Annotated in this window: 15 protein-coding genes; 3 read left to right on the top strand and 12 right to left on the bottom strand. The window is 74.3% G+C overall.

Annotated elements, in window-relative coordinates:
- Positions 1 to 34: 34 nt before the first annotated feature.
- Together BMW67_RS08610 and BMW67_RS08605 are read right to left on the bottom strand one after the other, a co-directional pair.
- Positions 35 to 925, bottom strand: a complete 891-nt coding sequence (locus tag BMW67_RS08610; RefSeq protein ID WP_072747121.1) for an SGNH/GDSL hydrolase family protein — start codon at positions 923 to 925, stop codon at positions 35 to 37.
- Positions 922 to 1,917 carry a hypothetical protein gene (locus tag BMW67_RS08605; RefSeq protein WP_072747120.1) on the bottom strand — a complete coding sequence of 332 codons (996 nt, stop codon included), beginning with the start codon at positions 1,915 to 1,917 and terminating at the stop codon, positions 922 to 924. Before BMW67_RS08605 ends, BMW67_RS08610 begins: the two co-directional genes overlap by 4 nt.
- A gap of 124 nt (positions 1,918 to 2,041) precedes the next feature.
- Between BMW67_RS08605 and BMW67_RS08600 the strand changes: the two genes are divergently transcribed.
- On the top strand, positions 2,042 to 3,322 hold the full coding sequence (locus tag BMW67_RS08600) for a glycosyltransferase (RefSeq protein WP_072747213.1): 1,281 nt from the start codon (positions 2,042 to 2,044) through the stop codon (positions 3,320 to 3,322).
- 21 nt (positions 3,323 to 3,343) lie between these two features.
- Here the strand turns inward: BMW67_RS08600 and BMW67_RS08595 are convergent, their stop codons facing one another.
- The 4 genes from BMW67_RS08595 to BMW67_RS16150 form a co-directional block, all read right to left on the bottom strand.
- Positions 3,344 to 4,069, bottom strand: a complete 726-nt coding sequence (locus tag BMW67_RS08595) for a 4'-phosphopantetheinyl transferase family protein (RefSeq protein ID WP_072747119.1) — start codon at positions 4,067 to 4,069, stop codon at positions 3,344 to 3,346.
- Between the two features lie 607 nt (positions 4,070 to 4,676).
- A complete protein-coding gene (locus tag BMW67_RS08590; RefSeq protein ID WP_072747118.1) occupies positions 4,677 to 5,393 on the bottom strand; it encodes an SGNH/GDSL hydrolase family protein in 717 nt (238 codons plus the stop codon).
- A complete protein-coding gene (locus BMW67_RS08585; protein ID WP_072747117.1) occupies positions 5,390 to 6,493 on the bottom strand; it encodes a glycosyltransferase in 1,104 nt (367 codons plus the stop codon). The genes BMW67_RS08590 and BMW67_RS08585 overlap by 4 nt, the downstream gene beginning before the upstream one ends.
- The gene (locus tag BMW67_RS16150; RefSeq protein WP_072747116.1) at positions 6,490 to 6,996 is read right to left on the bottom strand and encodes an acyltransferase; all 507 of its coding nucleotides are present in this window, start codon (positions 6,994 to 6,996) and stop codon (positions 6,490 to 6,492) included. The genes BMW67_RS08585 and BMW67_RS16150 overlap by 4 nt, the downstream gene beginning before the upstream one ends.
- A gap of 95 nt (positions 6,997 to 7,091) precedes the next feature.
- Between BMW67_RS16150 and BMW67_RS08575 the strand changes: the two genes are divergently transcribed.
- Together BMW67_RS08575 and BMW67_RS08570 are read left to right on the top strand one after the other, a co-directional pair.
- The gene (locus BMW67_RS08575; RefSeq protein ID WP_083581254.1) at positions 7,092 to 8,060 is read left to right on the top strand and encodes a glycosyltransferase family 2 protein; all 969 of its coding nucleotides are present in this window, start codon (positions 7,092 to 7,094) and stop codon (positions 8,058 to 8,060) included.
- Positions 8,057 to 9,490, top strand: coding sequence for a right-handed parallel beta-helix repeat-containing protein (locus BMW67_RS08570; protein ID WP_125459012.1), 1,434 nt, complete (start codon positions 8,057 to 8,059; stop codon positions 9,488 to 9,490). Before BMW67_RS08575 ends, BMW67_RS08570 begins: the two co-directional genes overlap by 4 nt.
- Positions 9,491 to 9,500: 10 nt before the next feature.
- Here the strand turns inward: BMW67_RS08570 and BMW67_RS08565 are convergent, their stop codons facing one another.
- From BMW67_RS08565 to BMW67_RS08540, 6 genes are all read right to left on the bottom strand, one after another.
- The gene (locus BMW67_RS08565) at positions 9,501 to 10,901 is read right to left on the bottom strand and encodes an O-antigen ligase family protein (protein WP_072747113.1); all 1,401 of its coding nucleotides are present in this window, start codon (positions 10,899 to 10,901) and stop codon (positions 9,501 to 9,503) included.
- Positions 10,898 to 11,923 carry a glycosyltransferase gene (locus tag BMW67_RS08560; RefSeq protein WP_125459011.1) on the bottom strand — a complete coding sequence of 342 codons (1,026 nt, stop codon included), beginning with the start codon at positions 11,921 to 11,923 and terminating at the stop codon, positions 10,898 to 10,900. The genes BMW67_RS08565 and BMW67_RS08560 overlap by 4 nt, the downstream gene beginning before the upstream one ends.
- Positions 11,924 to 12,074: 151 nt before the next feature.
- Positions 12,075 to 12,881 carry a sulfotransferase family 2 domain-containing protein gene (locus BMW67_RS08555; RefSeq protein ID WP_072747111.1) on the bottom strand — a complete coding sequence of 269 codons (807 nt, stop codon included), beginning with the start codon at positions 12,879 to 12,881 and terminating at the stop codon, positions 12,075 to 12,077.
- 146 nt (positions 12,882 to 13,027) lie between these two features.
- Complete coding sequence (locus tag BMW67_RS08550) at positions 13,028 to 17,695, bottom strand: MupA/Atu3671 family FMN-dependent luciferase-like monooxygenase (protein WP_072747212.1); 4,668 nt, start codon at positions 17,693 to 17,695, stop codon at positions 13,028 to 13,030.
- A 47-nt stretch (positions 17,696 to 17,742) separates the two neighbouring features.
- On the bottom strand, positions 17,743 to 18,738 hold the full coding sequence (locus tag BMW67_RS08545; protein WP_072747211.1) for a glycosyltransferase: 996 nt from the start codon (positions 18,736 to 18,738) through the stop codon (positions 17,743 to 17,745).
- Positions 18,739 to 18,742: 4 nt separating this feature from the next.
- Positions 18,743 to 25,330, bottom strand: a complete 6,588-nt coding sequence (locus BMW67_RS08540) for a type I polyketide synthase (protein WP_072747210.1) — start codon at positions 25,328 to 25,330, stop codon at positions 18,743 to 18,745.
- Positions 25,331 to 25,339 lie beyond the last annotated feature (9 nt).

Raw genomic sequence — 25,339 nt, 5'->3', positions numbered from 1 at the left:
GAAATCGGGTTGGCGCGGGAATGGCGAAGGGCGCTCAGCAGCGCACGCCCGAAAGCGGCTCGGCGCAGACCGCCTCCCATGCCGTGCGCTGCAAAAAGGCGGCGATCCCGGGGGGCGGCGCGGGAAAGGGCTTGCCGTAGCGGTCGCGCAGCGTCGCGGGCAGGCCCGACGGATCGCGTCCGACGATGGCGGCGAAGTGGGTCATCGCCACAAGGTAAAAGCCAAGCGCGTTGGGGTGAATGTCGTCGGCGAACAGCGCCCGCGCGCCGTCCAGCCCGGCGGCGGCGCCGCGGCGGGCGGCATCCTCGACGCGGGCCATGGCCTGCCCGGCCGGGATCAGCAGCACCTGCCCGGCCCCCAGACGGCCGGCATCCGCGGCCGCCTTGCGCCAGAGCGGCAGCTCGGCCGCCACCCGCGCGCGCCAGGGCTGGTCGTCGTGATCGTCGTAGGCGCAGCCTTCGGGCGCGCCCGATCCTAGGCAGGGCCAGGTCTCGTAGAGATAGACGCGCGCATGCGCCCGCCCCTGGCGCGCCAGCGCGGCGAAGCGGGCGATGTTGCGCGCCGTGTCCGACCAGCGCAGATGGGCGCGCAGGGGCTGGGCCTCGGTCAGGACCAGCACTTCGTGGCCGCCGGCGGGCAGCAGGGCGCGGGCGTTCGCGCCCTCGGCCTCGGCGGCGCGCTCCCAGTTCCAGGAAAGCGGGGCGCCGTTGGTGATCTGCGCATCGACGCGCGCGCGCAGCCCGAAGGCGCGCAGCGCGTCGGCCAGCATGTCGGGCAGCGTCCTGGCCACCAGGCTGTGGCCGACGAACATCACGCTCAGCCGCGCCGGCTCGGCGGCCTGCGCGGCGGCGCCCAGCGCCAGCGCCAGGACCGCGCCGACGAGGCGCGAGGCAAGGGGGCGCGCGGCAAGGGGGCGCGCGCTCATCGCGCCGCCTCGGGGCGCAGGCCCGTGAGCGGATCGCCGAGGACCGCCAGCCACGCGGCCCGCTGCATCAGGGCGGCCGCCGCCGGGCCCGGGGCATGCGCGGGCGCGCCGTCGGCCTTGCGCAGCGCGCGCGGCAGGCCGCGCGGGTCGCGCCCGTAAAGCACCGCGAAATGGATCAGCGCCATCATGTAATTTCCCTGGTCATTCAGATGGATGTCGTCGGAAAACAGATCGCCCGCGCGGCGCAGGCCGTCGGCCGGCCCCTCGTCGCGCAAGAGCCGATCGAGAATCGCCAGCGCCGAGCCCGCCGGGATCACGCAGATGGGCCGCTCGATGCCCTGATCGCGCAAGGCGGCAAGAGCCGGGCGCAGGATCCGCCCGCGCCAGAACTCGTCCGGGTCGGCGTCCAGCCGGGCCAGCCAGGCCGCCTCGTCCCTGTCGCGGGCGGGCCAGGTCTCGTAGAGGCACACGCGCGCGTCGGGGTTGCCCTGCCACGCCAGGGCCGCCCAGCGCCGCAGATAGTCCCAGCTGTCATGCCAGCGGATGGCGTCGCGGATCTCGACCATCTCGGTCAGAACGACGGCGTCGTAGCCCCCGCCCGCCAACGCCTCGGCCGCGGGGCGGAAGCGGGGATGGGCGTTCTCGGTCTCGAAGCCGTTGATGGGCAGGTCCGGCTCCCAATGCTCGCGCAGGCTGGTTCCCCATCCCAGCTGGCTGGCGTGGTCGTGCCCCGGACCCATGGCCGCGTCGGCCAGCTGGCGCAGCATTTCGGGCATGTCGCGCCCGACCAGGCTGTGACCGAGGTGAAACACGCGCAGCGGCCGGTCGGGCGCGGAAGCGGGCTGCGCGTAGAGCGCGCGCATGGACGCGTCATCCAGCCCCTGCGGCGCGCAGCGCGCGGTCAGCCCGCAGGCCGACAGCGCCAGCGCCGCCAGCGCCCATGCGCGGCGGAGCGGCCGCCGCGCCAAAATGAACCAAGCGCCCCTGCTCATGCCGCATCCTAACCCGAATCGCGCGCGCCCGGCGCGGCATTTTCCTGCGCCGGACCGCGCGCCGTGCTATCATCCTTCGCGCCCGAGCCGCGATTTTTGCGGCGGCGCGCTGTTGGGGGGCGCGATGAGCGATGATTTCCAGGGCGCCCGCGCCAAGGCGGGCGATACGCTTCTGATCTACGCGCCCGTTCCGCTTCACCGCGCCGGCGGACGGCCCGACGGCGCGCTGACGCTCGAGGGGCAGGCCTGCAACGGCCTGCGCCTGTGGGCCGAGAATTTCGCCCGCGTGATCTCGATGATGCCGCTGGCCGAGGGGCCGCCGCCGCCCGACTGGGTGCCGCTGACCGAGGTCGGCCCCTCGCTGGAGCGCATCCGCATCGAGCCGATGCCCGTCGCCTGGCGGCCCGACCGCTTCCTGCGCGCCCTGCCGGCCGCGCGCCGGCGCATCCGCGCGCTGATCGACGAGGCCGACTACCTGTCCTTCTCGATCGGCGGGCTGTTCGGCGACTGGGGCTCGGTCGCCTGCGTCGAGGCGCGGCGCATGGGCCGGCCCTACGCGGTGTGGACCGACCGGGTCGAATCCGAGGTCGTGCGCCGCTCGGCCGGCGCGGGCCCGTGGCGCGCGCGCCTGCGCGCCCGGCTCACCCACCGGCCGATGGCGGCGCTCGAGCGGGCGCTGATCCGGCGCGCCGATCTGGGCCTGTTCCATGGCCGCGAGACCTACGCGACCTACGCCCCCTTCTGCCGCCGCCCCGAAGTCGTGCACGACATCCACATCGCCGCCGCCGACCATATCGCCCCCGAGGCGCTGGCCGCCAAGACCGCCGCCGCCGCCGAGGGGCCGCTGCGCATCGTCTATGTCGGCCGCGCCGACCCGATGAAAGGGCCGCTCGACTGGGTCGCCGCGCTGGCGGGGCTGGCCGCGCGCGGCGTCGATTTCCGCGCAACTTGGCTTGGCGACGGGACCGAGCGCGCGGCCATGCGCCGCGAGATCGCCGCCGCCGGGCTGGACGAGCGGGTCTCGACGCCCGGCTTCGCCGCCGACCGCGGCGCGGTGCTCGAGGCCCTGCGCGCGGCCCATGTCTTCCTGTTTTGTCACAAGACCCCCGAATCGCCGCGCTGCCTGATCGAGGCGCTGATCTCGGGCACGCCCATCGTCGGCTATGACGGCGCCTTCGCCCGCGACCTGATCGCGGACCATGGGGGCGGGCGCCTGGCGCCGCTGAACGACGCCGCCGCCCTGACCGAGATCCTGGCGCAGCTGGCCGCCGACCGCCCCGCGCTGGCCGAGCTGTTCGCGCGCGCGGCGCGCGACGGGGCGCCGTTCGACGACGTCTCGGTGTTCCGCCACCGCAGCGAGCTGATCCGCGCCGGCCTGCCGCCGAGACGCTCGGCCGCGCAATGACGGGGCGGGCGCGGGCCGCTTTCAGCGCCGGCTGACCGGCGCCTGGCGCAGCGCGATCCCCGCCGCGACCAGCCCGCCGGCGAAGGCGAAGCGGCCCTCGAGCCGGTCGCCGGGCGCAAAGGCCCCGGCCGGGCGCAGGAAGACCGCCGCGAAGCGCCCCATGCGCCCGTCCGGGGCGAAGCTCCAGTCGATCCGCATCCCCTCGAAGCCGAACAGCGCCCCGGTCAACGGGTATTGCGCCTTGTAGGCGCATTCCTTGGCGCAGAAGATCAGCTTGGCCAGCCGGCCGCGCTCGGCCTCGGGGCGGGCTTCGAGCGCCTCCGCCTCGGCGGGAACCAGGATCTGCGCGCGCAGCGCCGGCGCCAGCGGTGCGGCCCCCTCGACGTCCAGGCCAAGCGCGCCGAAGGCGTCCGCCCGCGCCGCCGCCGCCGCGCAGGCCGCGGGTCCCGTCGCGCCCGGCCGCGGCGCGGTGTGCGAGATCGAGCCGACCGCCCCAGCCGGCCAGACCGGCGCGCGGTCCGCCCCCATCGGGATCGCGGCCGGCGCGATCCCGAGCGACGCCAGCGCCGCCCGCGCCGCGCGGCGGCCGGCGGCGAACTCGCGCCGACGCGGCTCGACGGCGCGGGCCACGGCGGCCGCCTCTTCTCCAAACAGGCCCGACGCGGGCGCGCGCGGATCGGCCGCCGCCACCGCCACACCCGCCGGGAACAAGCCGCGCGCCAGCGCCTGGACGGCTTCCGGGCTCATCGGCCGAAACCCGAAGGGCGCGACGCAGCGCCCTCGCGCCCTGTCGCCGGGCGCGGGCGGGTGGGCGCGCGTCCTGCGTCGGGCGCGCCCGCCCCGGGCGGGCGGGGCCGAGGCGCGGCCGCCCCCGCGCGAAATGCATCGGCGGATTTGCGAACGCGCCAACGGATTTCCACGCGGCGCGCCTCCGGCCCGACGCCCGTCGCGGCGCGAATCCCCTGGCAAGCCGCCGCGCCCGCCGTCGCCCGCCGCTTCGCGGCCAGAAGCCGCGCGAGGGCGCGCCCGCCCGGCCAAGCCGCTGCGCTCGGGGTCGGAGCCCCCCCCGCGCGCGCCTGATGCGCGCGCGCAAGCAAGAGCCGAAAGCTGCGCGTCATCGCCGCCATCTCTCCCCAACAACGCGGCCGGCCCGCGCCACGGCGCCGCCTCGGCTTTGCAAAGGGGCGCCGGGGCGGGTCTTGCCCCCATCGCCCGGCGAGCAACGCCGCCGCAAGACGGTCCGGGACGGCGCCGGCCCGGGCCGGCCGCCGCCGCCGAGATGCGCTTTGGAACGCCCGACGCGCCGAGCATAGACCGGGAAGACCTCGGATGCGACGGCCCATGGCGCACGGGATCAGCCGGCGCACAGCGCCCCTTCCAACGCGTCGGCCAGAGCGGGCGCGAAGATCTCGGCCATGGCCTCATCGGTCGGGTGCAAGCCATCCGGAACCATGTCCCGGCGGCGCGGCTCGGGCAAGGCGCGCCACAGCGCGATGGTGTCGAGCAGCGCCGCGCGCCCCTGCGCGGCCAGCGCCCTGTAGGCATCGCGATAGGCGACCTGCCCCGGGCGCGGCCATGCGCGCAGCCCCCAGGCCGGGCTCATGGTCATGAGCAGAACCGGCACGCCCGCCCGCGCCGCCTGCGCCAGCATCGCCTCGTGGCGCGCGGCGGCGCGCGCGAGCGGCTCGCCGCGATGCAGGGCCGAGTCGTTGATGGTGAACTCCATGGCGATCAGGTCCGGCGGATCGGCAAGGATCTCCGCCAGGCGGGCCTGCCCCCAGGCGCCGGCCGCACCCGGCCTGGCGACCCGCGTCAGGGCGACGCCGCCCGGGCGGCATGCCTCGAGCCGCGCGCGCACCCGGCGCAGCCACAGCTCGCCGCCCGCGGTCAGGCTCGTGCCCAGCAGCACGATCCGCGCCGGCCGATCCGGCGGAACGTCAAGCGGCGCCGGCGGGACCTGCAACATGCGCTCGGCGCGCAGCAGCGCCCGCGCGCCGTAGCCGTCAAGCCACGCCCCGGCGCCCAGCGCCGCAAGCGCGGCCAGCGTCAGGGCGGCGGCGCGGGCCTTCATTCGCCGCCAAAGGCCAGCGGCCGCGCCTCGGGAGCGATGCGCTCGCGCACCGCGCGGGGCGGGGGCAGGCCGTTGAACCCGCGAAAGGCCGCCGAAGCCGCCGCCAGATCGCCGCGCAGCGCCAGCTGCGCGACCTTGGCCATCGAATAGGTCCAGGCGACCGGCAGGGCCGCCGGGTTGAAGCGCCTCACCAGCCGCCGGCGGTTGCGGAACAGGAAGTAGAGCGAGAAGGGCGAACCTCCGCGCCGATGGGTCGGCGAGCCGATCGACGCGCCGACATGGTGGTAGATCGTGGCGCCAGGCGCGTAGCCGATGGCCAGATCGCCGCGCCGCAGGGCCCAGTCCACCTCCTCGTAATACAGGAAATAGTCCTCGCGCATCGGACCGACGGTCTCGAGGAAGGCGCGCGTGACGGCCATGCTGGCGCCGGACACGAAGTCGAACCCGGCCGGATCGGGCGGCGGCGCGTCGGCATGCGGGCGCATGAAGTTGACGCCCCCCGTCACCCCGGTCCAGAGGTTGAGCCAACCGCCCCCGTCGGCGTTGATCGAGCCGCGCGCATCGGCATAGAGGATGCGCCCGCCCCAAAGCCCGATGCCCGGCCCGCCCTCGCGCGCCGCGCGCATCAGCGCCCCGGGCGCGCCGGGCGGCGCGATGGCGTCGGGGTTGAGCACCCAGAACAGCGCGACGTCGGGCGCCGCGCGCAGCGCCTCGAGCGCCAGGTTGACGCCGCCCGCAAAGCCCCGGTTCAGTCCCGAGTGGATGAGGGCGATGCCCGGCTCGTCCGCGCCCTGGCCGGCCAGGGGCAATGCGCCGGCGGCGGGCGGGGCGTCGAACTCGACCAGGCGCACCGGCTTGGGCGCGGGCGCCGGCGGCAGGCCCGGCAGATCCGAGGGCCGCCAGGCCCGCCGGCCCGCCGCCCAGTCGCGAATCGCATCCACCGTGCCGTCGGTCGAGGCGTTGTCGCACAGCACGATCCGCATGGGCTGGTCCGGGGCGGCCAGCAGGCTTTCGAGGCAGTCGAGGATCACCTTTTCGGCATTGTAGGTGACGATGGCGACGCCCAGAACGGGCGCCGCGCCGGCGCCTTGCCCGCTCATGCCCGGTTCGCCTCGTCCTCGGCCCAGGCGGCCAGGATGCGGCGTTCGTTCTCGTCGGCATGAGCGAGGCGGCCGTAGCGGACGACCTCGATCCCCTCGCGAACGACGCGCGCCGGATTGCCGGCCACGATGCACCCCGGCGGCACGTCGCGCGTGACCACCGCGCCCGCGGCGACGATGCAGCCGTCGCCTATGGTGATCCCGGGCAGAATCAGGCTGCGCCCGCCGATGAAGCAGTTGGCCCCGATGCGCGTGTCCAGATACAGGCCGCGGGTCATGTCGTGGGTGAGGATCTTCGACTCGAACGCCAGATAGGTGAACGGCCCGACATGGATGCCGCGCGGATAGACGCGGTCGAAGCTGGCCGACATCGACAGCTCGACCGTCGGGTCGATGTCCATCCCCCAAATGCGCCGCAGCGCCAACAGCCGCAGGCGGACCAGCACCTTTCGCACGCGCTTGATCGTGAAATACCCAAGGCCCAGCCGGCCGCCCTTCGCCATGCAATCCTCCAAATCCGCGCGCAACATGTCGTGCAAATGCTGCTACACTAACAAGGGGTGACCGGTCGAGCGCCCGATGGCGAACGGATCGGCCGATGCACGCAGAGCAGGCCGAATCGAAAAATGGACGCCGACGCAACATGGACGCCGACGTAGCCGTCATAATTCCGATGCACGACCGGGCCGAACTGGCTCCGAGGGCCGTGCGGAGCGTTCTGCGCCAGACCCTGCCCCCAACCGAAGTGATCGTGGTGGACGACGCCTCGACCGACGGCTCGGCGGCCGCGGTCGAGGCGCTGGGCGATCCGCGGCTGCGCGTCCTGCGGCACGAGCGCAACCGCGGCTGCGCGGCGGCGCGCAACACCGGCCTGCGCGCCGCGCACGCCCGTTGGGTCGCCTTTCAGGACAGCGACGACGAATGGCTGCCCGAAAAGCTCGAGCGCCAGTTCGCCGCAATGGCCCGGTTTCGCGCGCGGACGGGGCAGGAGCCCATCGGCGCCTATTGCGGCATGATCATTCTCGGACTGCCCGAGGCCGACCGTCACGATCCGTCGAAGCTCGAATACTGGCCGCGCCCGAGGCGCCGCGCCGCGCTCGAGGGCGACCTGACCGAGTCGCTCCTGCGCGCGGGCAGCCTCATCTCGACCCAGACCTTCGTCGGCCGCCGCGATGCGGTCGAAAAGGCCGGCGGCTTCGACGAAACCCTGGATGCCCTGCTCGACTGGGACCTGTTCATCCGATTCTCGCACCTCGGCCCCATCGCCTTCGAACCCGAACCCCTGGTCCTCCAGCGCTTTTCGCCGAACAGCCTCACCCGCGTGCCGCGCAATCGGGTCGCGGCGCTGGAGCGCATCCTGGAAAAGAACGCCGACGCCTTCGCCGCCCTGCCCGATGCGCTGTTCGAACGGCTCGTGATCCTGGCCGGCGGCCATCGGCGCACGGGCGACGCGGCCGCGGCGCTTCGCTGGGCGTGGCGGGCCATGCGCCAGAGGCCCGCCCATCCGCGCGCGTGGAAGGCGCTTGGCTTGGCGGCGGCCGCGCGGATGCGCGGGGCGCGCCGATGAGCCCGCGCGCCGCCTTGGGGCTGGCCCTTGTCGCGACGCTGATCTGCGGCGCGGCGCAGGCGGCCACGTTCCACGTCGCCGCCAGCGCGGCGCAGGGCGGAGACGGATCGCCCGCGCGCCCCTTCGCCAGCATCCGCGCCGCCTTTCTGTCGGGCCGCCTGCAGGACGGCGACCGGCTGTCGCTGGCGCCCGGATTCTACGGCGCGCCCACGATCCGCGCGGCCGGCCCGCGCGATGCGAAGACCAAGGCGTCAGGACGAATCATCCGAGACGTCGTCATCGAAGGCGAGGGCGACCCCAGGGCCGCCGCCGCCCTGCCCGATCCGGGCCGGGGCGCGGCATGGCTCGGCAAGGTCGTCATCCACCAGGCCGAGGGGCTGACCCTGAGCAACCTGCTCGTCATGCCCAGGCCCCGGCCGCCGGAGCCCGCGCCGGCGCCCATCGCGCGCGCCGATGACGGCACGCCCCTTCCCCTTCCGCGCCCCGCCCGCGCCAAGCGCCGCGGACCGCTTGTCCTCGCGCACCGGACGGCCCGGCGCGTCGCGCTCGAGCAGCTCGAGATGCGCTCGGCCCCCGACGCCGAAATCGCGCGCTGGACCCGCGGCGTCGATTGGCGGCGCAACGCCCGCGACGGCATCCGCCTGGACGGTCCCGACGGCGCGGCGCGCGGCAATCGGCTGACCGGGGTCAATTTCGGCATCCAGGCCACCGGCCCGCGCGCCGTCGTCGAAAACAACGAGATCGACCTTTTCGGCGCCGACGGCATCCGCGTTCTGGGCGATGGCAGCCGGGTGCACGGCAATCTCGTGCACAACTGCGTCGCGACGGGGTCGGGCAATCACGATGACGGGATCCAGTCCTGGTCGGTGGGAAAGAACCGCCGCGCCGGCAGCGGGGTGGTGCGGGATGTGACGCTTTCGGCCAACCGCATCTTCGAATGGGACCGCCCCGGTTCGGCCAGGCTGGCCTGCAGCCTTCAGGGCATCGGCCTTTTCGACGGCGTTTACGAGAACTTGACGATCGAGAACAACCTCATCGTCGTCGATCAATACCACGGCATCACGGTCATGGGCGGCAAGAACGTCCGCGTCGTGAACAACACCGTCCTCAACCGCCGCCCGGGCCCGCAGGCGCGGCCCTGGATCATGTTCCGGGCGCACAAGAACGGCGCCCGCTTCGGCGGGAACGTGGCCGCGAACAACATGGCCATGAAGTTCAGCCTGCCCGACTGGACGCTGTCGCGCCGCAACCTGCGGATTCGCTATCCGGGGCTGGTCATTCGCGACCGGTCCGCCGGCGACTATCGCCCGCGGCCCGACGGCCCCGCCCATCGCGCCGCCGATCCGGCGTTTCAGCCGCCTCGCGACCTCAACGGCGCGCCCCGCCCGGCCTCGGGCGGCGATCTGGGCGCGCTCGAGAGCGGCGACTGAGCCCCGCCCCTCAGCCCCGGCGCGGTCCGGTGCCCAGAGGCAAACCGCGCGGCGGCGCCGGCGATGCGACGGGCCTGCGGGCGGGCTTGGGGCCGGGCTGGGGCGCGGGCGCCTCGTCCGGCGCGCGCCGACGCAGCGCCGAGGCCGGTCCGCGCGCGGCTGAGGTCGCCGGAGCGGCGGACTCCTCCCACTCCAACAGCCATGAGCCGGCGCCCAGAAGGAACATGAAATAGACGAAGATCGTGCCCCAATAATGCACCGTCGCCGCTGCCACGCACATCGCCACAAGCGACATCAACAGCCCCTTGCGGCAGGCGTCGACCTGCGGATCGGCGATCGGACGCGCCCCGAGGCGAAGAAGCGTCCACAACACCATGCCCGCGATGGCGATGGCGGCGGGCAGACCGTAGCGCATCGCATTGAGCAGCCAGAAATTGTCCACGCTATGCGTCAGCCAGTGCGGCCGCGGCCAGTTGTCGTCCAGCCCGATGCCGAAGATCGGGTTGTTCAGCACCACGTCGGTGCCGTAGTTCCAGGTCTGGAGTCGGACGGCGGAAGAAAAGGAGTTGAACGCGAAGGTCTGGATGAAGATCAGGATCGGCCCGCGGTTCGATGCGACCAGCAAGAACGCGTAAACCGCGCCGATCACGATGATCAGGTTGCGCCAACGGCCCTTCCGCCCCTCGGTGAGGCGGTCGTAGACGATCAGGCCCAGCTGCGCGGCCAAGGCGACATAGGCGCCGAGCGACAGCGAGAAGAACGCCCCCGCGCCCGCCACCAGCGCCGCCATGGGCCAGCGGCGGCCGTCGCCGCGCAGCGCGTAATAGGACATCGCCAGACCCGACGCCGCGAACACCCCGAACAGGATCGGGTGCTCGAACGATGCGGCGGCGCGCAGCATGCCCCACCGGGTTTCGAAGCTCGAGATCGGAAGCGCCAACCCGCCCAGCACCTCCTGAAACAGCCGCCTGTAGAACACCGCCTCGACGAAAGCGAAGGGGATCAGCGCCAAGGTGACCCAAAGCAGGGTGCGCACGAAGGCCCGAAACCCGTTCGGCCCCCGGATCGAGGCGCGCGCCAGCAGGTAGGCGCCCAGGATCTCGATCGCGGTGATGCCGGCCAGCTCGACCTTCTCGAGGCCATGGTTGACCACCAGCGACAGCCCCGCCCACAGCGCATAGAAGGCCGCCATCAGATCCGGCGGCTTGATCCCGTCGAGCCGACCCGCAAGCCACAACCCCACCAGCGGCGCGAAGGACGCGACCAGCACGACGCGATAGGGCGTCATCCGCAGAGGACCGATGTAGAAGACCAGGGGAATCGCCAGGCAGACGACAAAGGCGATGGCCAGGCGCGGAAGCCGGTCCGCCTGGGCCATGCGCGCCGCCGCGCTCGCCGCTTGCTGCTTCATCGAATCCTCTCTCGTCCTTCGGCCGCGCCCGCGCGCCAGGCGCCGGCCATCGCGCGCGCCAGATCGGCCGCGATTTCCGGCTCCCGACGGCGAACGGCAAGGCGCAGAGCCTCGGGGATCAGCGCCAGCCGCGCAAGCCCCGTCCGCTCGGCCGCCGCAAGGCGCAGCTCGTGCAGCCGCAGCTCCTGTGCGCAGATCGCGCGCAAAGGGTCAAGCTCGGCCCCGCCCGCTGCGTCCAGATCGCGCGCATAGGTCCGGTAGCACGAGACATACCAGCGCCGGTATAACAAACGCCTGACGCGCGCGGCCGCCGGGTCGCCGCCATCCTCGGTTTCCGAGACGCCCCCGGCGCGATAGCGCAGCAGGGGGCGATCGACGAAGGCCGCTCCGGCGTCCAGCAGCGCCCGGAAGGGCAGCGCCCGGTCCTCGACCAGCGCGGTCGGCGACAGCGGGCCGAAGCGCCGGTGCAGGCGCCGGGCCCACATCTGCGTCGCGCCGATCACATACATGTTGCCGCGCAGGAAAGCCTCGGGCGACACGCGCGAATCGACCACCGGACTCGGCCGGCGCACGCCCAGGGGCCGCCCCGCGGCGTCGATGCGCAGCGCCTCGGAATGGACCAGCGCGGCGCGGCTTTCGGGCGTGGGTCCGCTGGCCCGCCAGGCCTCGATCAACGCCGCCACGCGGTCGGGTTCGGAAATGTCGTCGCCGCCGTTCTGCACCAGCAGCTCGCCCGCCGCGATCTCGGCGATGCGGTCCAGATGCGCGACGATGCCCAGATTGCGCGCATTGCGGTTGAGCGTGACCCGGTGCGGCCCGCGATAGCTTTCGGCCATGCGGCGCATGACCTCGAAGGTTCCGTCCGGCGAAGCGTCGTCCGACAGCAGGATCTCGAGCGGGCCGTAGGTCTGGGCGAAGGCGGCCTCGATGGCTTCGCGCACCGTGTCCTGCTGGCGGTAGGCGAAGACGAAAAGGGTGACGAGCGGACGATCCGCATCGCCCGCGGGATGCGGCGCGTTCATGGCGCGCGGCTCGGCGACGAGCCTGGCGCGCGCTGGGCGCGGAACGCATTCGGCATGAAAGAACACCCTTGGAAATCGACCCGCCGGCGCCGGCCCGGCCACGATAGCGCGCCGGCGCCGCACGGAAAAGCCGTTCGGCGCCCGGCGCCGGTCAAATGCGCCCGCGCCGCCAGGCCGCCGCCACCCCCGGCCCCAGCAACGGCGCGACGGGGCGCGCGGCCGCCCCCGCCCCGCGCCACAGGCGCGCCCTCCATCCCGGACGCGGCGCAAGCCCGCCCTGCGTGCGCGCCGGCGCGGCGTCAAGATCCGGCGGCGGATAGCCGAAGCGCGCATAGTCGCGCGCATAGAACCGGGCGATGAGCGCAAGCTCGGCCCGGCCGGGCCGGATCGGCGCCCCGGTCGAGCGCAGCGCATGGCCGATGCGGCCGCCGGGCGTCTGGCCCTGCGGCGGCGGGCCGGCGACCTGGTCCAGCCACTCGGCGACCGCGTCCAGGCCATCTTCCAGACGGAACACCCGCGCGCCCTCGGGCACGATGTCGGACTGCGGGCGGATGTGGTTGTCGAACACCCGCGGATCGCGCCGCGCCGCCGCCAGCGTCGCGCGCAGCCACACGTCGAAGCCCAGCCGCGCCAGGCGCGGGCGCGACAGGGGCCGGCTGGCGCGGGCCTGAAACCGATACTCGCTGACGATGCGGGCCACGGGGTCGCGCACCACCGCGAACGCCGCGTCGGGCGTGCGCGGCAGCAGCCCGCGCAGATCCGCCGCGGCCAGGTGCTGCGGCGAGACCGCCAGCCCTCCGTCGCGCCAGCGCCCGTCGATCCAGCCCTGCATCCAGCCGCGATCGAGCAGCCCGAGCGGGCCGAAACGCGCGGCCATGTGGTCTTCGACGCTGGATCCGCCGGCCTTTGGCACATGCGCGAAGAAGATCACGCGGCCTTCATGCAGCGCGTAAGGCATCAGCCGGCGGCCTCCGCCGCGCCGCCGGATCCGCCCGCACCCCGCGCGCCCTCGATCATCGCTTCCCCTCGGCCGGTCATGGATCGTCCGGCCATGGTGATACCCCACCGCCGCGCAGCGGGCAAATTCCCGCGCCCTTCGCCGGCTCAGGCGGCCGGCGCGCCGCGGCGCGCGCGCATGGCGCGGCGGCGGGCCATGGCCTCGGCGCGGGCCTGCGCGCGGGCGTCGTCCTCGGCCGGGTCGGCGGCCGGCGCGGCGCCGGCGCCCTCGAGATGCGCGGCCAGGGCCGAAAGCACCGGAAAGCGGAAGATGTCCGTGATCGACAGCCGCTCGGCGCCCAGCTCGGCCCTGATCTCGCGATGCGCCTGCACCGCCAGAAGCGAGTGGCCGCCCAGCTCGAAGAAATTGTCCGAGGCGCTCACCTTGTCCACCCCCAGCACCCGCGACCAGATGGCGGCGATGCGCCGGGCCGCGTCGCCCTCGGGCGCGGGGCCCTCGGCGCGGCGCGGCGCCCCGCCCGCCGCCGCCGCCGCGCCCGGCGCCGGCAGGGCCTTGCGGTCGACCTTGCGGTTCGGGGTCAGCGGCAGCGCGTCCATGAAGATCACATGCGCCGGCAGCATGTGCGCGGGCAGGGCGGCGGCCAGGTGGGCGCGCAGCGCCGCCTCGGGCGCCGAGCCGACGACGTAAAGCGCCAGGCGCACGTCGCCCGGCGCGTCCTCGCGCGCCAGCGCGGCGGCGGCGCGCACGCCAGGGAAGGCGGCGGCGGCGGCCTCGATCTCGCCCAGCTCGATGCGGTGGCCGCGGATCTTGACCTGGTGGTCGGCGCGGCCGAGGAAGTCGATGCGCCCGTCCATGCGCCGCCGCGCCAGGTCCCCGGTGCGATACATGCGCGAGCCGTCCCCGGCGAAGGGGTCGGGGCGGAAGGCGGCGTCGGTCAGGTCCTGCCGCCCCAGATAGCCGCGCGTCACGCCCGCCCCGCCGATCCACAGCTCGCCCGGCGCGCCGATCGGGGCGGGTTCGCCCTGCGCGTCCAGAACGTAAAGCCGGGTGTTGGCGATCGGGGTTCCGATGTTGACCACCGCTTCGGACGGGTCGGCCGGGCCGGTCGCCGACCAGATGGTCGTCTCGGTCGGGCCATACATGTTCTGCACCGCGCCCGCCCCGGCCTGCGCAAGCTGTCCGGCCAGCGCGCCCGGCAGCGCCTCGCCGCCGATCATCAGATGCCTGACGCGCGACAGCGCAAGGCGCGCCTCGTCGTTCATGACGATCATCCGCGCCATGGACGGAGTGCATTGCAGATGCGTCACCCCGTGGCGCAGGATCTGCGCGGCGATCGAGAAGTCGTCCGCCGGGATCTCGGACGCCCGGTTGGCCCGCGCCAGCACCTCGGCCAGCGGCCTGAGCCCCTCGAGCACCAGCTCGGGCGCGATGCCGTAGTCGATCAGGCAGGCGATCTCGTCCACGCCGATGCGCTTGACCTGCTCGACGCGGGCCAGCGCGTCCTCGATCGTGCCGAACAGGCCCGAATCCTCGAAATAGCGCTTGAAGGCGAAGTCGAGGATGCCCTCCAGCTCCTCGGCGCTCAGCGCGCCAAGGTCGATCTGGAACGGGTTCTCGACCCCCTTGGGCCGCTTGAAGGCCGGAAACGCCCAGGCGTATTGCTTGATCAGGCCCGCGGCGGCGCGCAGGTAGTCCTTCATCGGCTCGCGCGCGATTTCGCGGGCCTTCTCGCGGTCCTCGGCGATGTAGGTGTGCAGCATCAGCGTCACGGTGCGCGAGTCGGGGTCGTGCCCGGCCTCGCGCAGCGCGTCGCGGTAGATGCGGATCTTGTCGGCGACCTCGTCGATCGACTGGCCCAGAAGATGGGTCAGCACGTTGGCCCCGATGGCGCCGGCCTCGCGCCAGGTCTCGGGATTGCCGGCGGTGGTCACCCAGATCGGCAGCTCGGCCGAGACCGGGCGCGGCTGGGTGACGACCGCGTGCATCGAGCCGTCCTTGCGCGGATACTCGACCGCCTCGCCGCGCCACAGGCGGCGCAGCTCTTCGATGGCGCGGAACATGGCCGGCTTGTTCGCGGGCGGCGTGTTCTCGGGGCGCAGGACGAAATCGTCCGGCTGCCAGCCCGAGGCGATGGCCAGCGCCGCGCGCCCGTCGGTGAGGTTGTCGATCACCGCCCATTCCTCGGCGATGCGCGCCGTGTGGTGCAGCGGCGCGACGCAGCTGCCCGCGCGCACGCTCAGGTTCCGCGTCACCGCCGCCACCGCCGCGCCGGTCACCGCCGGGTTCGGATAGGGGCCGCCGAAGGCGTGGAAATGGCGCTCGGGCGTCCAGACGGCGCAGAAGCCGTGCGCGTCGGCGAATTTCGCGCCCTCGAGCAGCAGCTGATACTTCTTCGGCCCCGGCCCGTCGTCGTTGCCCCAGTAGAACAGGCTGAAATCGATGCGCCGGTCCGAGACCGCCAGCGGCCCGTTCGAGACCAGCCCGCGGTCGTCGTCGCCGGCGATCACCACCTTGAAGCCGCGCGCCAGCGTCCAGAACAGCTCCAGCACCGAGATGTCGAAGCTCAGCGAGGTGACCGCCAGCCAGGTTCCCGGCGGGTCGTGCGGGATGCGCGCATCCATGCCGGCGAAGAAGTTCGCCACGTTGCGATGCGTGACCATCACCCCCTTGGGCCGCCCGGTCGAGCCCGAGGTGTAGATGACGTAGGCCAGTTCCTCGGGGCCGGCGCCGCCCTCTGGGGGCGTCGCCGGGGCCTCGGCCGGGCGCAGATCGCGGTCGATGACCAGCGTCCGCCCCTCATGGGGCGGCAGCGCGTCCAGCGTCGCTGAATGGGCGACGATCACCGGCGCGCCGCTGTCCTCGACATAAAGCGCCAGCCGCTCGGCCGGGTAGGACGGGTCGAGCGGCACATAGGCGCCGCCGGCCTTGAGGATGCCCAGCGCCCCGGCCACCAGCTCGGGCCCGCGCGGCGCGCACAGCCCGACCAGCACGCCCGGCCCCACCCCCATCGCGCGCAGCGCGTGTGCGACGCGCTCGGCCTCGGCCTCGAGCTCGGCGTAGGTCAGCGTCCGGTCCTCGAAGGCGATGGCGGGCGCGTCCGGCGCGCGGGCCGCCTGCGCCGAGATCAGCTGATGGATCGGGCGGTCCTCGAAGGGCGCCTCGGTGGCGTTCCACTCGCGCAGCAGGCGCGCGCGCTCTTCCTCGGGCAGGACGGGCAGGCGCGCGGTCGGGGCCGCCTCGGCCTCGGGCGCGGCCAGCGCGGCGGCGAGGGTCTCGATCCGGCGGGCCAGCAGCTCGGCCTCGGCCTCGCCCAACCGGGCGGGATCGGTCAGCAGCTCGGGCGCGGCCGGGTCGAGGACCAGCTGCGCCGCGGCCTCGGCCAGCGGCGGCGCGCCCGGGCCCAGCAGCGCAAGGTCGGGGACCGGCAGGCCGGCGATCGCCGGGTCGCGGGCGACCAGGTCGCGCGCGAAGGTCCCGTCGCGCCGAGCCTCGGCCAGGCGGCGGGCGAAGGCCGCGCGCGCCTCGGCGAAGGGCGTCGCGCCGTCGCCGCACGGATCGGCCTCGAAGCGGACCGGAACCCAGCCGTTCAGCACGCCGGCGGTCGCCGCCTCGGCCTCGGCATGGGCGGCCTCGCGCAGCGCCAGGTCGAAGGCCTCGCCCGCGCCGCCGCGCGCCGCGCCGGCGGCGGCGATGGCGGCCAGCGCGTCGGCGTCGAGCCCCGCGGGCAGATCCAGCCGGCGCCGGCGCGGCGCGCGCCCGGCCGCCGGCGCCGAGGGATCGCGCGGCGCGGCCAGCGGCACGGCCGCCGGGACCATGGCCGCAAGCCGCGCGCGCCAACGCGCCTCGGCGGGGGCGGCCTCTTCGACGCGCCGGGTCAAGGCGTGCGCCGCCTCGGCGTCGAGCGAGGGCAGAACCGCCCCGACCCGCGCCGCATCCTCGGCCGCGACCCGGGCGCCCAGCGCGTCGGTCAGCGCGGAAAGGCGCACGCGCCCCGACCCGACGGCCACGATCAGCGCATCGGGCGCGACCTCGAGCACCGCGCCGGCCTCGGCGCCCGGCGCGGCGTCCTCGTCGGGCAGCGCCTCGATGCGGCCGGCCAGAAGCAGCCGGCCATGGGCGTCGACGAATTTCGGCTTGGCGAGCGGGTTGAAATAGGTTCCGTGGTCAAGCGCGCGCCCCAGCGCCGCCAGCTCGGCCGCCGGGCGGCGGAAATCGAGCCGCGCGGCGGCCTCGGGCCGGTCGGCGCGCCGGTGGACGCGGCGCTGCGACAGATCCTGCGGCTTGCGCGCCGGAACGCCGCTTTCGAGCTGCGCCAGCAGGTCCTCGAAGCTGTCGAGCGCGGCGGCGTAGCAGCGCGCGTTGAGCGTGAGCGCGGTTTCGTCGGGCGCAAGCTCGAAGGCGCGCTCGGCCAGGATGTCGCCCTCGTCCACGCCGCCCTCGATCAGGTGCCAGGTCACGCCGTGGCTCGAGTCGCCCTCGAGCAGCGCCCAGAGCGGCGCATTCAGCCCCGCGCGCCGGGGCAGCGGGCCGTCATGGAAATTCACCGCCCCCTTGCGCGCCAGCGACAGCACCTCGTCCGGCAGCACGCGCAGATTGGCGATGGACAAGAGCCAGTCGAAGCCAAGGGGCGCAAGCGCCTGCGCAAGCTCGGGTCCGCGCGGCGCAACGCGCAGCCCGGCCTCCTGCGCCCACCCGCGCACGCCCGCATCGTCGGTCACGACGGCGGCGATGGCGTGGCCGCGCGCGCGAAGGCGCTCGGCGCACTGGATGAGCAGCGACTCGTCGCCGACCAGAACGGTTGAAAAGGCAGTCATCGAAAAATCCCCCAATGCGGGCGGCGCCGGCCCCGCCCCGATCGCGTTCAGCCCTTGCCGGGCGCGGCCGCGCCCCGCACGGGCGCGCGCCCCGGCCATGCCGCCCCGGCGACGGACGCGGCCGCGTGCCGGAGCAGGTCCTTCAGGAAATGCGGCGGATCGCCGGTGTCCGCGCCCTGCACGGCGACGCGCGCGCGCCGGATCGCGCAGCCCAGCGCGCGTGCGCCCGTGGCCGCCGCGGCATAGGCGCGGCCGTGATTCTTGACGAAGTAGCGCATGCGCGAATCGAACCAGTAGGCGGGCATGCGCCGCGCGGTCTTGAGCCCGGTCGAGACCGAGCCGATATGCATGACCTCGCTCTCGCGCACATAGTCCACCGACCAGCCGGCGCGGCGCGCCCGCAGGCACAGGTCGGTTTCCTCGTAGTAGAGAAAGAACGCCTCGTCGAAGAGCCCGATCCGATCCAGCGCCGCGCGGCGCATCATCAGGCTGGCGCCGGCGACCCAGTCGACCGGGCGCGAGCGATCGGGGATCGGCAGCGGCACCGCCGCGCCGCGCAGAAGGCGGCTCAGCGGGCCGAAGCGCGCCGCGCCTTCCAGCTCGCCCGCGATGGTGGGAAAGCGGAACAGCGTCGTGTGCGGCTCGCCCTCGGGGCCGTGGATGTAGCTGCCGGCGAAGGCGGTCCGCGGGTGCGCCTCGAGATGGTCGCGCAGCCGGCGGATCGCGTCCGGGGCCGGGAAGGCGTCGGAGTTGAGGATGTAGACGTAGTCGGGCGCCCGCCCGTCGGGCAGCCCGGCGCGGATGCCGAAATTGTTGCCCGCCCCGAAGCCGCCGTTCGAGGGCGCGCGGATGACCCGCGCGCGCGGGGCGTCGGCCAGCGCGGCGCTGAGCATCTCGAACGAGCCGTCGCCGCTGTCGTTGTCGACCACCGTCAGCGCGCCGGGGATGCCCTCCATCGCCGCCAGCGCCGCGCGCGCCGCGCGCAGCGTCATCGGCGCGGTGCGCCAGTTGAGCACGATCGTCAGAACCGTCGGATCGGTCATGGCGCTACTCCGCCGCCGCGGCGCGCGGCGCGCCCGCGCGGCCCGCCGCCGCCTCGGCGGCCAGGATGCGCGCGCGCAGCCGCGCCGCCAGCACCCGCACATTGGGCTCGAGCACCATCGAGTCGTGATCGCCCGGCACCTCGACCACCTCGGTCGCGGGCGCCCAACGGGTCCAGCCGTTGTCTTCGAGCACATAGGCGCGCTCGTCATCCACCCAGCGCCCGCCCGACACCTTGTGCACCTTGCGCAGCGGCGGGCGGAACAGCGTCAGCGGCCCGTCCCACGGATGCATCCGATAGCGCGGCAGCGCGGCGAGGAAGGCCGCCTCGATGGCCTCGTCATGGAAGCGGCGCACGGGCTCGTCCGAGGCGGGCTCGTCCATGCGCGCGCGCAGCTTGCCCGCCTCCCAGGCGATGCGCTCGCGCGCCCAGCGGGCCAGATAGGCCGGCCCGCCCTGGCGGATCTGCCCCCATTTGAGCAGCGCGCGGTCGCGCGCGGAAAGGGGCTCGCGCATGGGCAGGGGCGTGTCGAGCAGCGCCAGCAGCGCCACCTCTTCGCCCGCCTCGCGCAGCTGGCGCGCGATCTCGTAGGCGGTGATGCCGCCGCCCGAGAAGCCGCCCAGCAGCCACGGCCCGCCCGGGTGAACCTGGCGCATCTCGGCGATGCAGTCGCGCGCGGCCTCCTCGAAGGTCTCGTGCGGGGGCTGGTCGCCGTAAAGGCCGCGCGCCTGAAGGCCGTAGAAGGGCCGCTCGGCGCCGACCAGCTGGGCCAGGTGGCGCAGGTTCATCACGTTGCCGAACATGCCCGCCACCAGGAACATCGGCGCCCCGGCGCCGCCGTCGCGCTCGTGCATGGGCACAAGATGGGTGAAGCGGCGCGCGGGCCGCGCGGCGGGGCGCGGGGCCTCGGCCGCAAGCGCGGCGTCGTCGCCCGCGGCCGGGTCCACGCCCAGCCGCTCGGCGATCAGCGCCGCCAGGGCGGCCACGCTGGGCGCCTCGAACAGGGTCGAGATGGGAAAATCGACGCCCCAGCTTTTCTTGATGCGGGCGAAAAGGCGCACCGCGATCAGCGAGTGCCCGCCCAGATCGAAGAAGCTGTCCTCGACCCCGACCCTGTCCACGCCCAGAAGATCCTCCCAGAAGCCGGCCAGGCTGCGCTCGAGATCCGTGCGCGGCGCGACGTAGCCGCCCTCGAGCTCGGGGCGGGCGAACTTGCGCGCGGCGTCTTCCTCGGCGGGCGCGGCGGCGGCGGCCTGCGCGGCCAGCGCGCCCAGATCCATGGACGAGACCGCCAGCTGCGCGCGCCCCGCCGCCATGGCGCGGACGAAGGCCTCGGCGCCTTCCTCGGGACGGATGCCCTGCGACAGCGCGTACGCCAGCGCCTCTTCGGCCGGCGAGCGCGCGCGCGCCGCGGCCGAGGGCCGGTCGAACTCGACCTCGCGCGCCGAGGGCGGGCGCGGGCGGGCGAAGTCGGCGTTCTCGAGCCGCTTGATGGCGAAGCCCTTCGCCTCGACCAGAACGCGCCCGGCCGGATCGGCCACAAGCACGTCGAAGCGCGCGCCGTCGGCGTCGGCCTCGACCAGGCGCACATGGCTCGCCACCTCGGCCTCGAGCGGGGCGTGCACGCGCACCTCTTCATACGAGATCGGCGCCCACAGATGCGTGGGCGCGTAGCCCGGGATCAGCTCCATGGCCCAGCCGGTGGCCAGATCCATCAGCGCCGGGTGCAGCAGCCAGCCGGCGTCGAGATCGGCCCGCGCCGCCTCGGGCAGGGCCAGGCGCGCCAGCCCCTCGCCCCGGCCCAGCGCCAGGGCGCGCAGCACGCGCCAGCGCGGGCCGAAGCGCAGATGCGCCTCCTGCGGCGAGACGAGCCCCGCCGGATCGGCCCGCCGCGCGGCGTCGCAGCGCGCCTCGACGGCGGCGAGGTCCAGCGGCGCGGCCGGGGCCGGCGCGCCGAGCGCGATGCGCCCCTGGGCGTGAAGCTGGAAGGCGGGGCGGCCCTCGACCGAGCAGGCGCCGAGCACGTCGAAGGCATAGCCTTCATCCGTGCGGCGCAGGCGCACGCGCACCTTGAGGCCGCCGCCCGGCGCCGCGCCGTCGGGCGCGTGCAGCGGGCGCAGGAACCACAGGTCGCGCAGGACGAAGGGGCCGCCCTGGCCGTGCGCCGCCAGCGCCTCGGCCGCCAGCTCGAGATAGCCCGTGCCGGGCAGCAGGGCGTCGCCGGCGGCGGTGCGGTGCTCGTCCAGCGCCCAGCGGTCCTCGGGGCGCCATTCGGCCTCGAACAGCCGCGCGCCGGACTCGTCATGGGCGGCGACGTCCAGAAGCGGCGCGCCCGCGACCGGTTCCCTGGGCGCGGCGTCGCCCGCCTCGCGGGCGGCCATGGCCTCGGCCGCCATGCCGACCTCGGCCCACACGCCCCAGTCGATCGCCACGACGCGCGTCGGGCCGCCCGCATGCGCCTGCGCCCAGGCGTTGAGGTATTCGTTGGCCGCGACGTAATCGACCTGCCCGGCCGGCGCGATGATGGTCGAGCTGGACGAGAACAGCGCCATCCAGTCGAGCGGCGCCCGCGCGCCCTTGCGCGCCTCGTCGAAGAACAGCGTCTGAAGCACCTGAAGTCCGTGGATCTTCGGGGCGAACACATCCTCGATGGCCGAGGGCGTCTTGGTCATCAGCGGCGCGTCGCGCACCGCGCCCGCGGCATGGATCACGGCCTGGACGGGGCCGAAACGGCGCTCGGCCTCGGCCAGCACGGCGCGCATCTGCTCGAGGTCGCACACATCGGCCGCGGCCGGCATGACCTGCGCGCCCAGCGCCTCGAGCCGCTCGACCGCGCGGATGCGCCGCAGCCGCGGATCGTCCGGCGCTAGCGCGCCCGCCAGCGCCGCCCACTCCTCGCGCGGGGGCGGCGGCGTGCGCGACACCAGCACCAGCCGCGCACGGCTTTCGCGCGCCAGCCGCTCGGCCACCGTCAACCCGACGCCGCCGAAGCCGCCGGTGATCAGGCACACGCCCCCCTCGGGCAAGATCGGCGTCCGCGGCGCCTCGGGCAGGGGCATGGGCCGCCATTCCAGCTCGAAGCGACGCTCGCCGCGCAGGGCGGCGGCGGCGCAGGCGGGCGCGGCCAGCAGGTCCTCGAGCACGCGCTCGGCCAGAAGGTCCATCTCGGCCTCGGCGGCGCGGCGCCCGGCGAAGGGGTCGCGCAGCATGGCCAGCGGCCCGCCCGCCCGCGCCCCCGCGCCGGGCAAGGCCACGTCGAGCGTGGCGCAGGTCACGCCGGGCAGCTCACGCGGGATGACGCGCGCCGGGCCGGCGACGGCGGCCTTCTCGGGATGGGGCAGGGGCTCGTCCTTCACGCGCGCCGCGCCCGAGGTCACCACCGTCATGTGCAGCGGCGCGGGCAGCCCTTCGGCCGCGATGGCCTGCCCCAGGAAGGTCAGCGCGTAGAAGCCCTGCTCCTGATTGCGGTGGAAGAAGCTCGAACCGGGGCGGAAGCTTTCCTTCGCCGTGGTCAGCCAGAAATGCGCGATGCGCTGGGGCGCGCGGCCGCGCTCGACCAGATCGCGCACGAGCAGGTCGTAATCCTCGCGCCCGCGCTCTGGCGCGATGACGTAGGCGTCCTCGCCCGTGCGGGCGAAGGCGTCGCCGGCGCGCACCTCGATCACCTCGGCGCCGGCGGCGCGCAGCCGCGCGGCGGCGCGGGCGGCCAGGCCGGCCTCGTCCATGAAGAACAGCCAGCTGCGCGGGGCCGCGCCCTCGGCCAGCGCGGCTTCGAGCGCGCCTTCTTCCTCGAGATCCACGGGGCAGTCGGCGAATTTCGGCCGCCAGACGGGACGCGCCCCCCAGCGGGCGATGTCGTCGATGCGCGCGGGCCGCTCGGCGCCGCCGCGATGCGCGCCGACGCCCGGTTCGATGAAATAACGCGCGCGCTGGAACGGATAGGTGGGCAGCGGCACGCGGCGGCGGCGCGCCTCGCCCCAGATCTGGGTCCAGTCTGCCTCGACGCCCAGCGCCCACAGCCGCGCCACCGCGCCCAGGAAATAGGCGTCGTCCGAGATGGCCTCGTCGGGGTGGCGCAGCGTGTCGATGACCTGCTGCGCGGGAACCGCGCCATGCATGCGCGCCATCGCGCCCAGCGCCTTGCCCGGCCCGACCTCGAGAAACACGCGCCCCGGGCGCTCGGCCAGGGCGCCGATGCAATCGGCGAAGCGCACCGTGCCGCGCAGGTGCCGCACCCAGTGGTCGGGGTCGGTCGCCTCGGCGTCGGTCAGCACCTTGCCGGTGCGGTTCGACACGATCGGAATGCGCGGCGGCGACAGCGACAGGCCGCGCAGGAAGTCGCCGAAGCGCGCCAGAGGCGGGTCGAGCATGCGCGAATGGGCCGCGATGTCGATGGGAATGCGCTGCGCCTCGATGTCGAGCTCGGCCAGGCGCGCCTGCAACGCGTCGAGCGCCGCCTGCGGGCCCGAGGCCACGGTCAGCTCGGGCGCGTTGACGCTGGCGACGTCCAGCTCCTCGCCCAGCAGCGGCGCCAGCCTTTGGGCCGAGATGGGCACGCTCAGCATGCCGCCGGCGGGGGCCTCGTCGAACAGGCGCCCGCGCAGATGAACGAGGCGGATGCAGTCCTCGAAGGACATCACGCCCGCAAGGCAGGCGGCCGCGTTCTCGCCCATCGAGTGCCCGACCAGCGCCGCCGGCCGCACCCCCCAGGACATCCACAGCTGCGCCAGCGCGTATTCCACGATCATGATCAGCGGCAGCTGCGCCGAGGGCCGGCGCAGCCGCTCGGCCGCCTCGGCCTCGGCGCCCGGCTCGGGCAGCCACAGCGCGCGCGGGTCATGGTCGGTCAGCGGCGCCAGGATCTCGAGCCCCTTGTCCATCCAGTCGGCGAAGACCGGCTCGGTCTCGTAGAGGTCGCGGGCCATGTTGACGTATTGCGCCCCCCCGCCGGGGAACATGAAGACGACCTCGGGCTCGGCCAGCGCCTCGTGATCGAAGACGCGGCGCGGGGGCCGTTCCTCGAGCAGGCGCGCGGCCTCTTCGCGGTCGGCCGCGACCAGGACGCGGCGCTTCTCGAAGGCGCGGCGGCCTTCCTTGAGCGTGAAGGCGACGTCGGCCAGGTCCTGCTCGGGATGGGCGCGCAGATGCGCGGCCAGCGCCGCCGAGGCCTCGTCCAGCGCCTTGCGCGAGCGCGCCGACAGGACGATCGGCTGGAACGGCCAGTCCGAAGGCTCGGACGGCGGCTGCGCGGGCGCCTCTTCGAGCACCGCGTGGACGTTGGTGCCGCCCACGCCCAGCGAGTTCACCCCCGCCCGGCGCGGCGCGGCCCCGCGCGGCCAGGGCGTCAGCGCGCCGGCGACGCGGAAGGGGCTGGTCTCGAAATCAATGGCCGGGTTGGGGGCCTCGTAGCCCAGGCTGGGCGGGATCTCGCCCTCGTGCAGCGCCAGCGCCGTCTTGATCAGGCTCGCCGCCCCCGCGGCGGTGTCCAGATGGCCGATATTGGTCTTGACCGAGCCGATGCGGCAAAAGCCGGTCTTGTCGGTCCCGCGGCGGAAGGCGTCGGTCAGCGCCGCGACCTCGATCGGATCGCCCAGGTAGGTGCCGGTGCCGTGGCACTCGACATAGCCGATCGTGTCGGGGCCCACGCCCGCGACGGCGTGGGCCTCGGCGATGGCCGCCGCCTGCCCGTCCACGCTGGGCGCCAGGTAGCCGGCCTTGGCGGCGCCGTCGTTGTTGACCGCCGTGCCCTTGATCACCGCCCAGACATGGTCGCCGTCGGCCAGCGCGTCCTTGAGCCGGCGCAGCGCCACCACCGCCGCGCCCGAGCCGAACACCGTGCCCTGGGCGCGGTGGTCGAAGGCGTGGCAGTGGCCGTCGGGCGAAAGGATCTCGCCCTCCTGGAACAGGTAGCCGCGCGCATGGGGCAGCTCGATGGTGGCGCCCCCGGCCAGCGCCATGTCGCACTCGCCGCCCAGAAGCGCCTGGCAGGCGTAGTGGGTCGCGGCGAGCGAGGTCGAGCACGCCGTCTGGATGTTCACGCTCGGCCCCTTGAGGTCGAAGATGTGGCTGACCCGCGTCGCAAGGAAATCCTTGTCGTTGCCGGTGTGGCGCAGCAGGAACATGCCGACCTGATCGACCAGATCGGGGTTCGAGCAGATGTTGAAGTAGAAATAGCTGCCCATGCCGCAGCCGGCGAAGACGCCGATCGGGCCGGGGAATCGCTCGGGCGGATGGCCGGCGTTCTCGAGCGCCTCCCACGCCGTTTCCAGGAACTGGCGGTGCTGGGGATCCAGGATCGCCGCCTCCTTGGGGCTGAAGCCGAAGAACTCGGCGTCGAATTCGTCGAACCCCTCGAGCGGCGCGGCGGCGGGCACGTAATTGGGATGGCGGATGCGGTCGGGCGACTCGCCGGCGGCCAGAAGCTCGTCCTCGCTCAGGCGGCGAATCGACTCGACCCCCTCGCGCAGGTTGCGCCAGAAGGCGGACGGATCGCGCGCCCCCGGCACATGCAGCGCCATGCCGACGATCGCGATGTCGGTGTCCGAAACCTGGTCGAGGTCGACGCGCCCCCCGGCGCCCTCAGCGGCCGTCATGACGCAGAC

Source organism: Oceanicella actignis (genome assembly GCF_900111545.1).
GTDB lineage: Bacteria > Pseudomonadota > Alphaproteobacteria > Rhodobacterales > Rhodobacteraceae > Oceanicella > Oceanicella actignis.
Note: the sequence above shows the minus strand (reverse complement) of the source record. Positions and strands in the feature narration are given on the sequence as shown.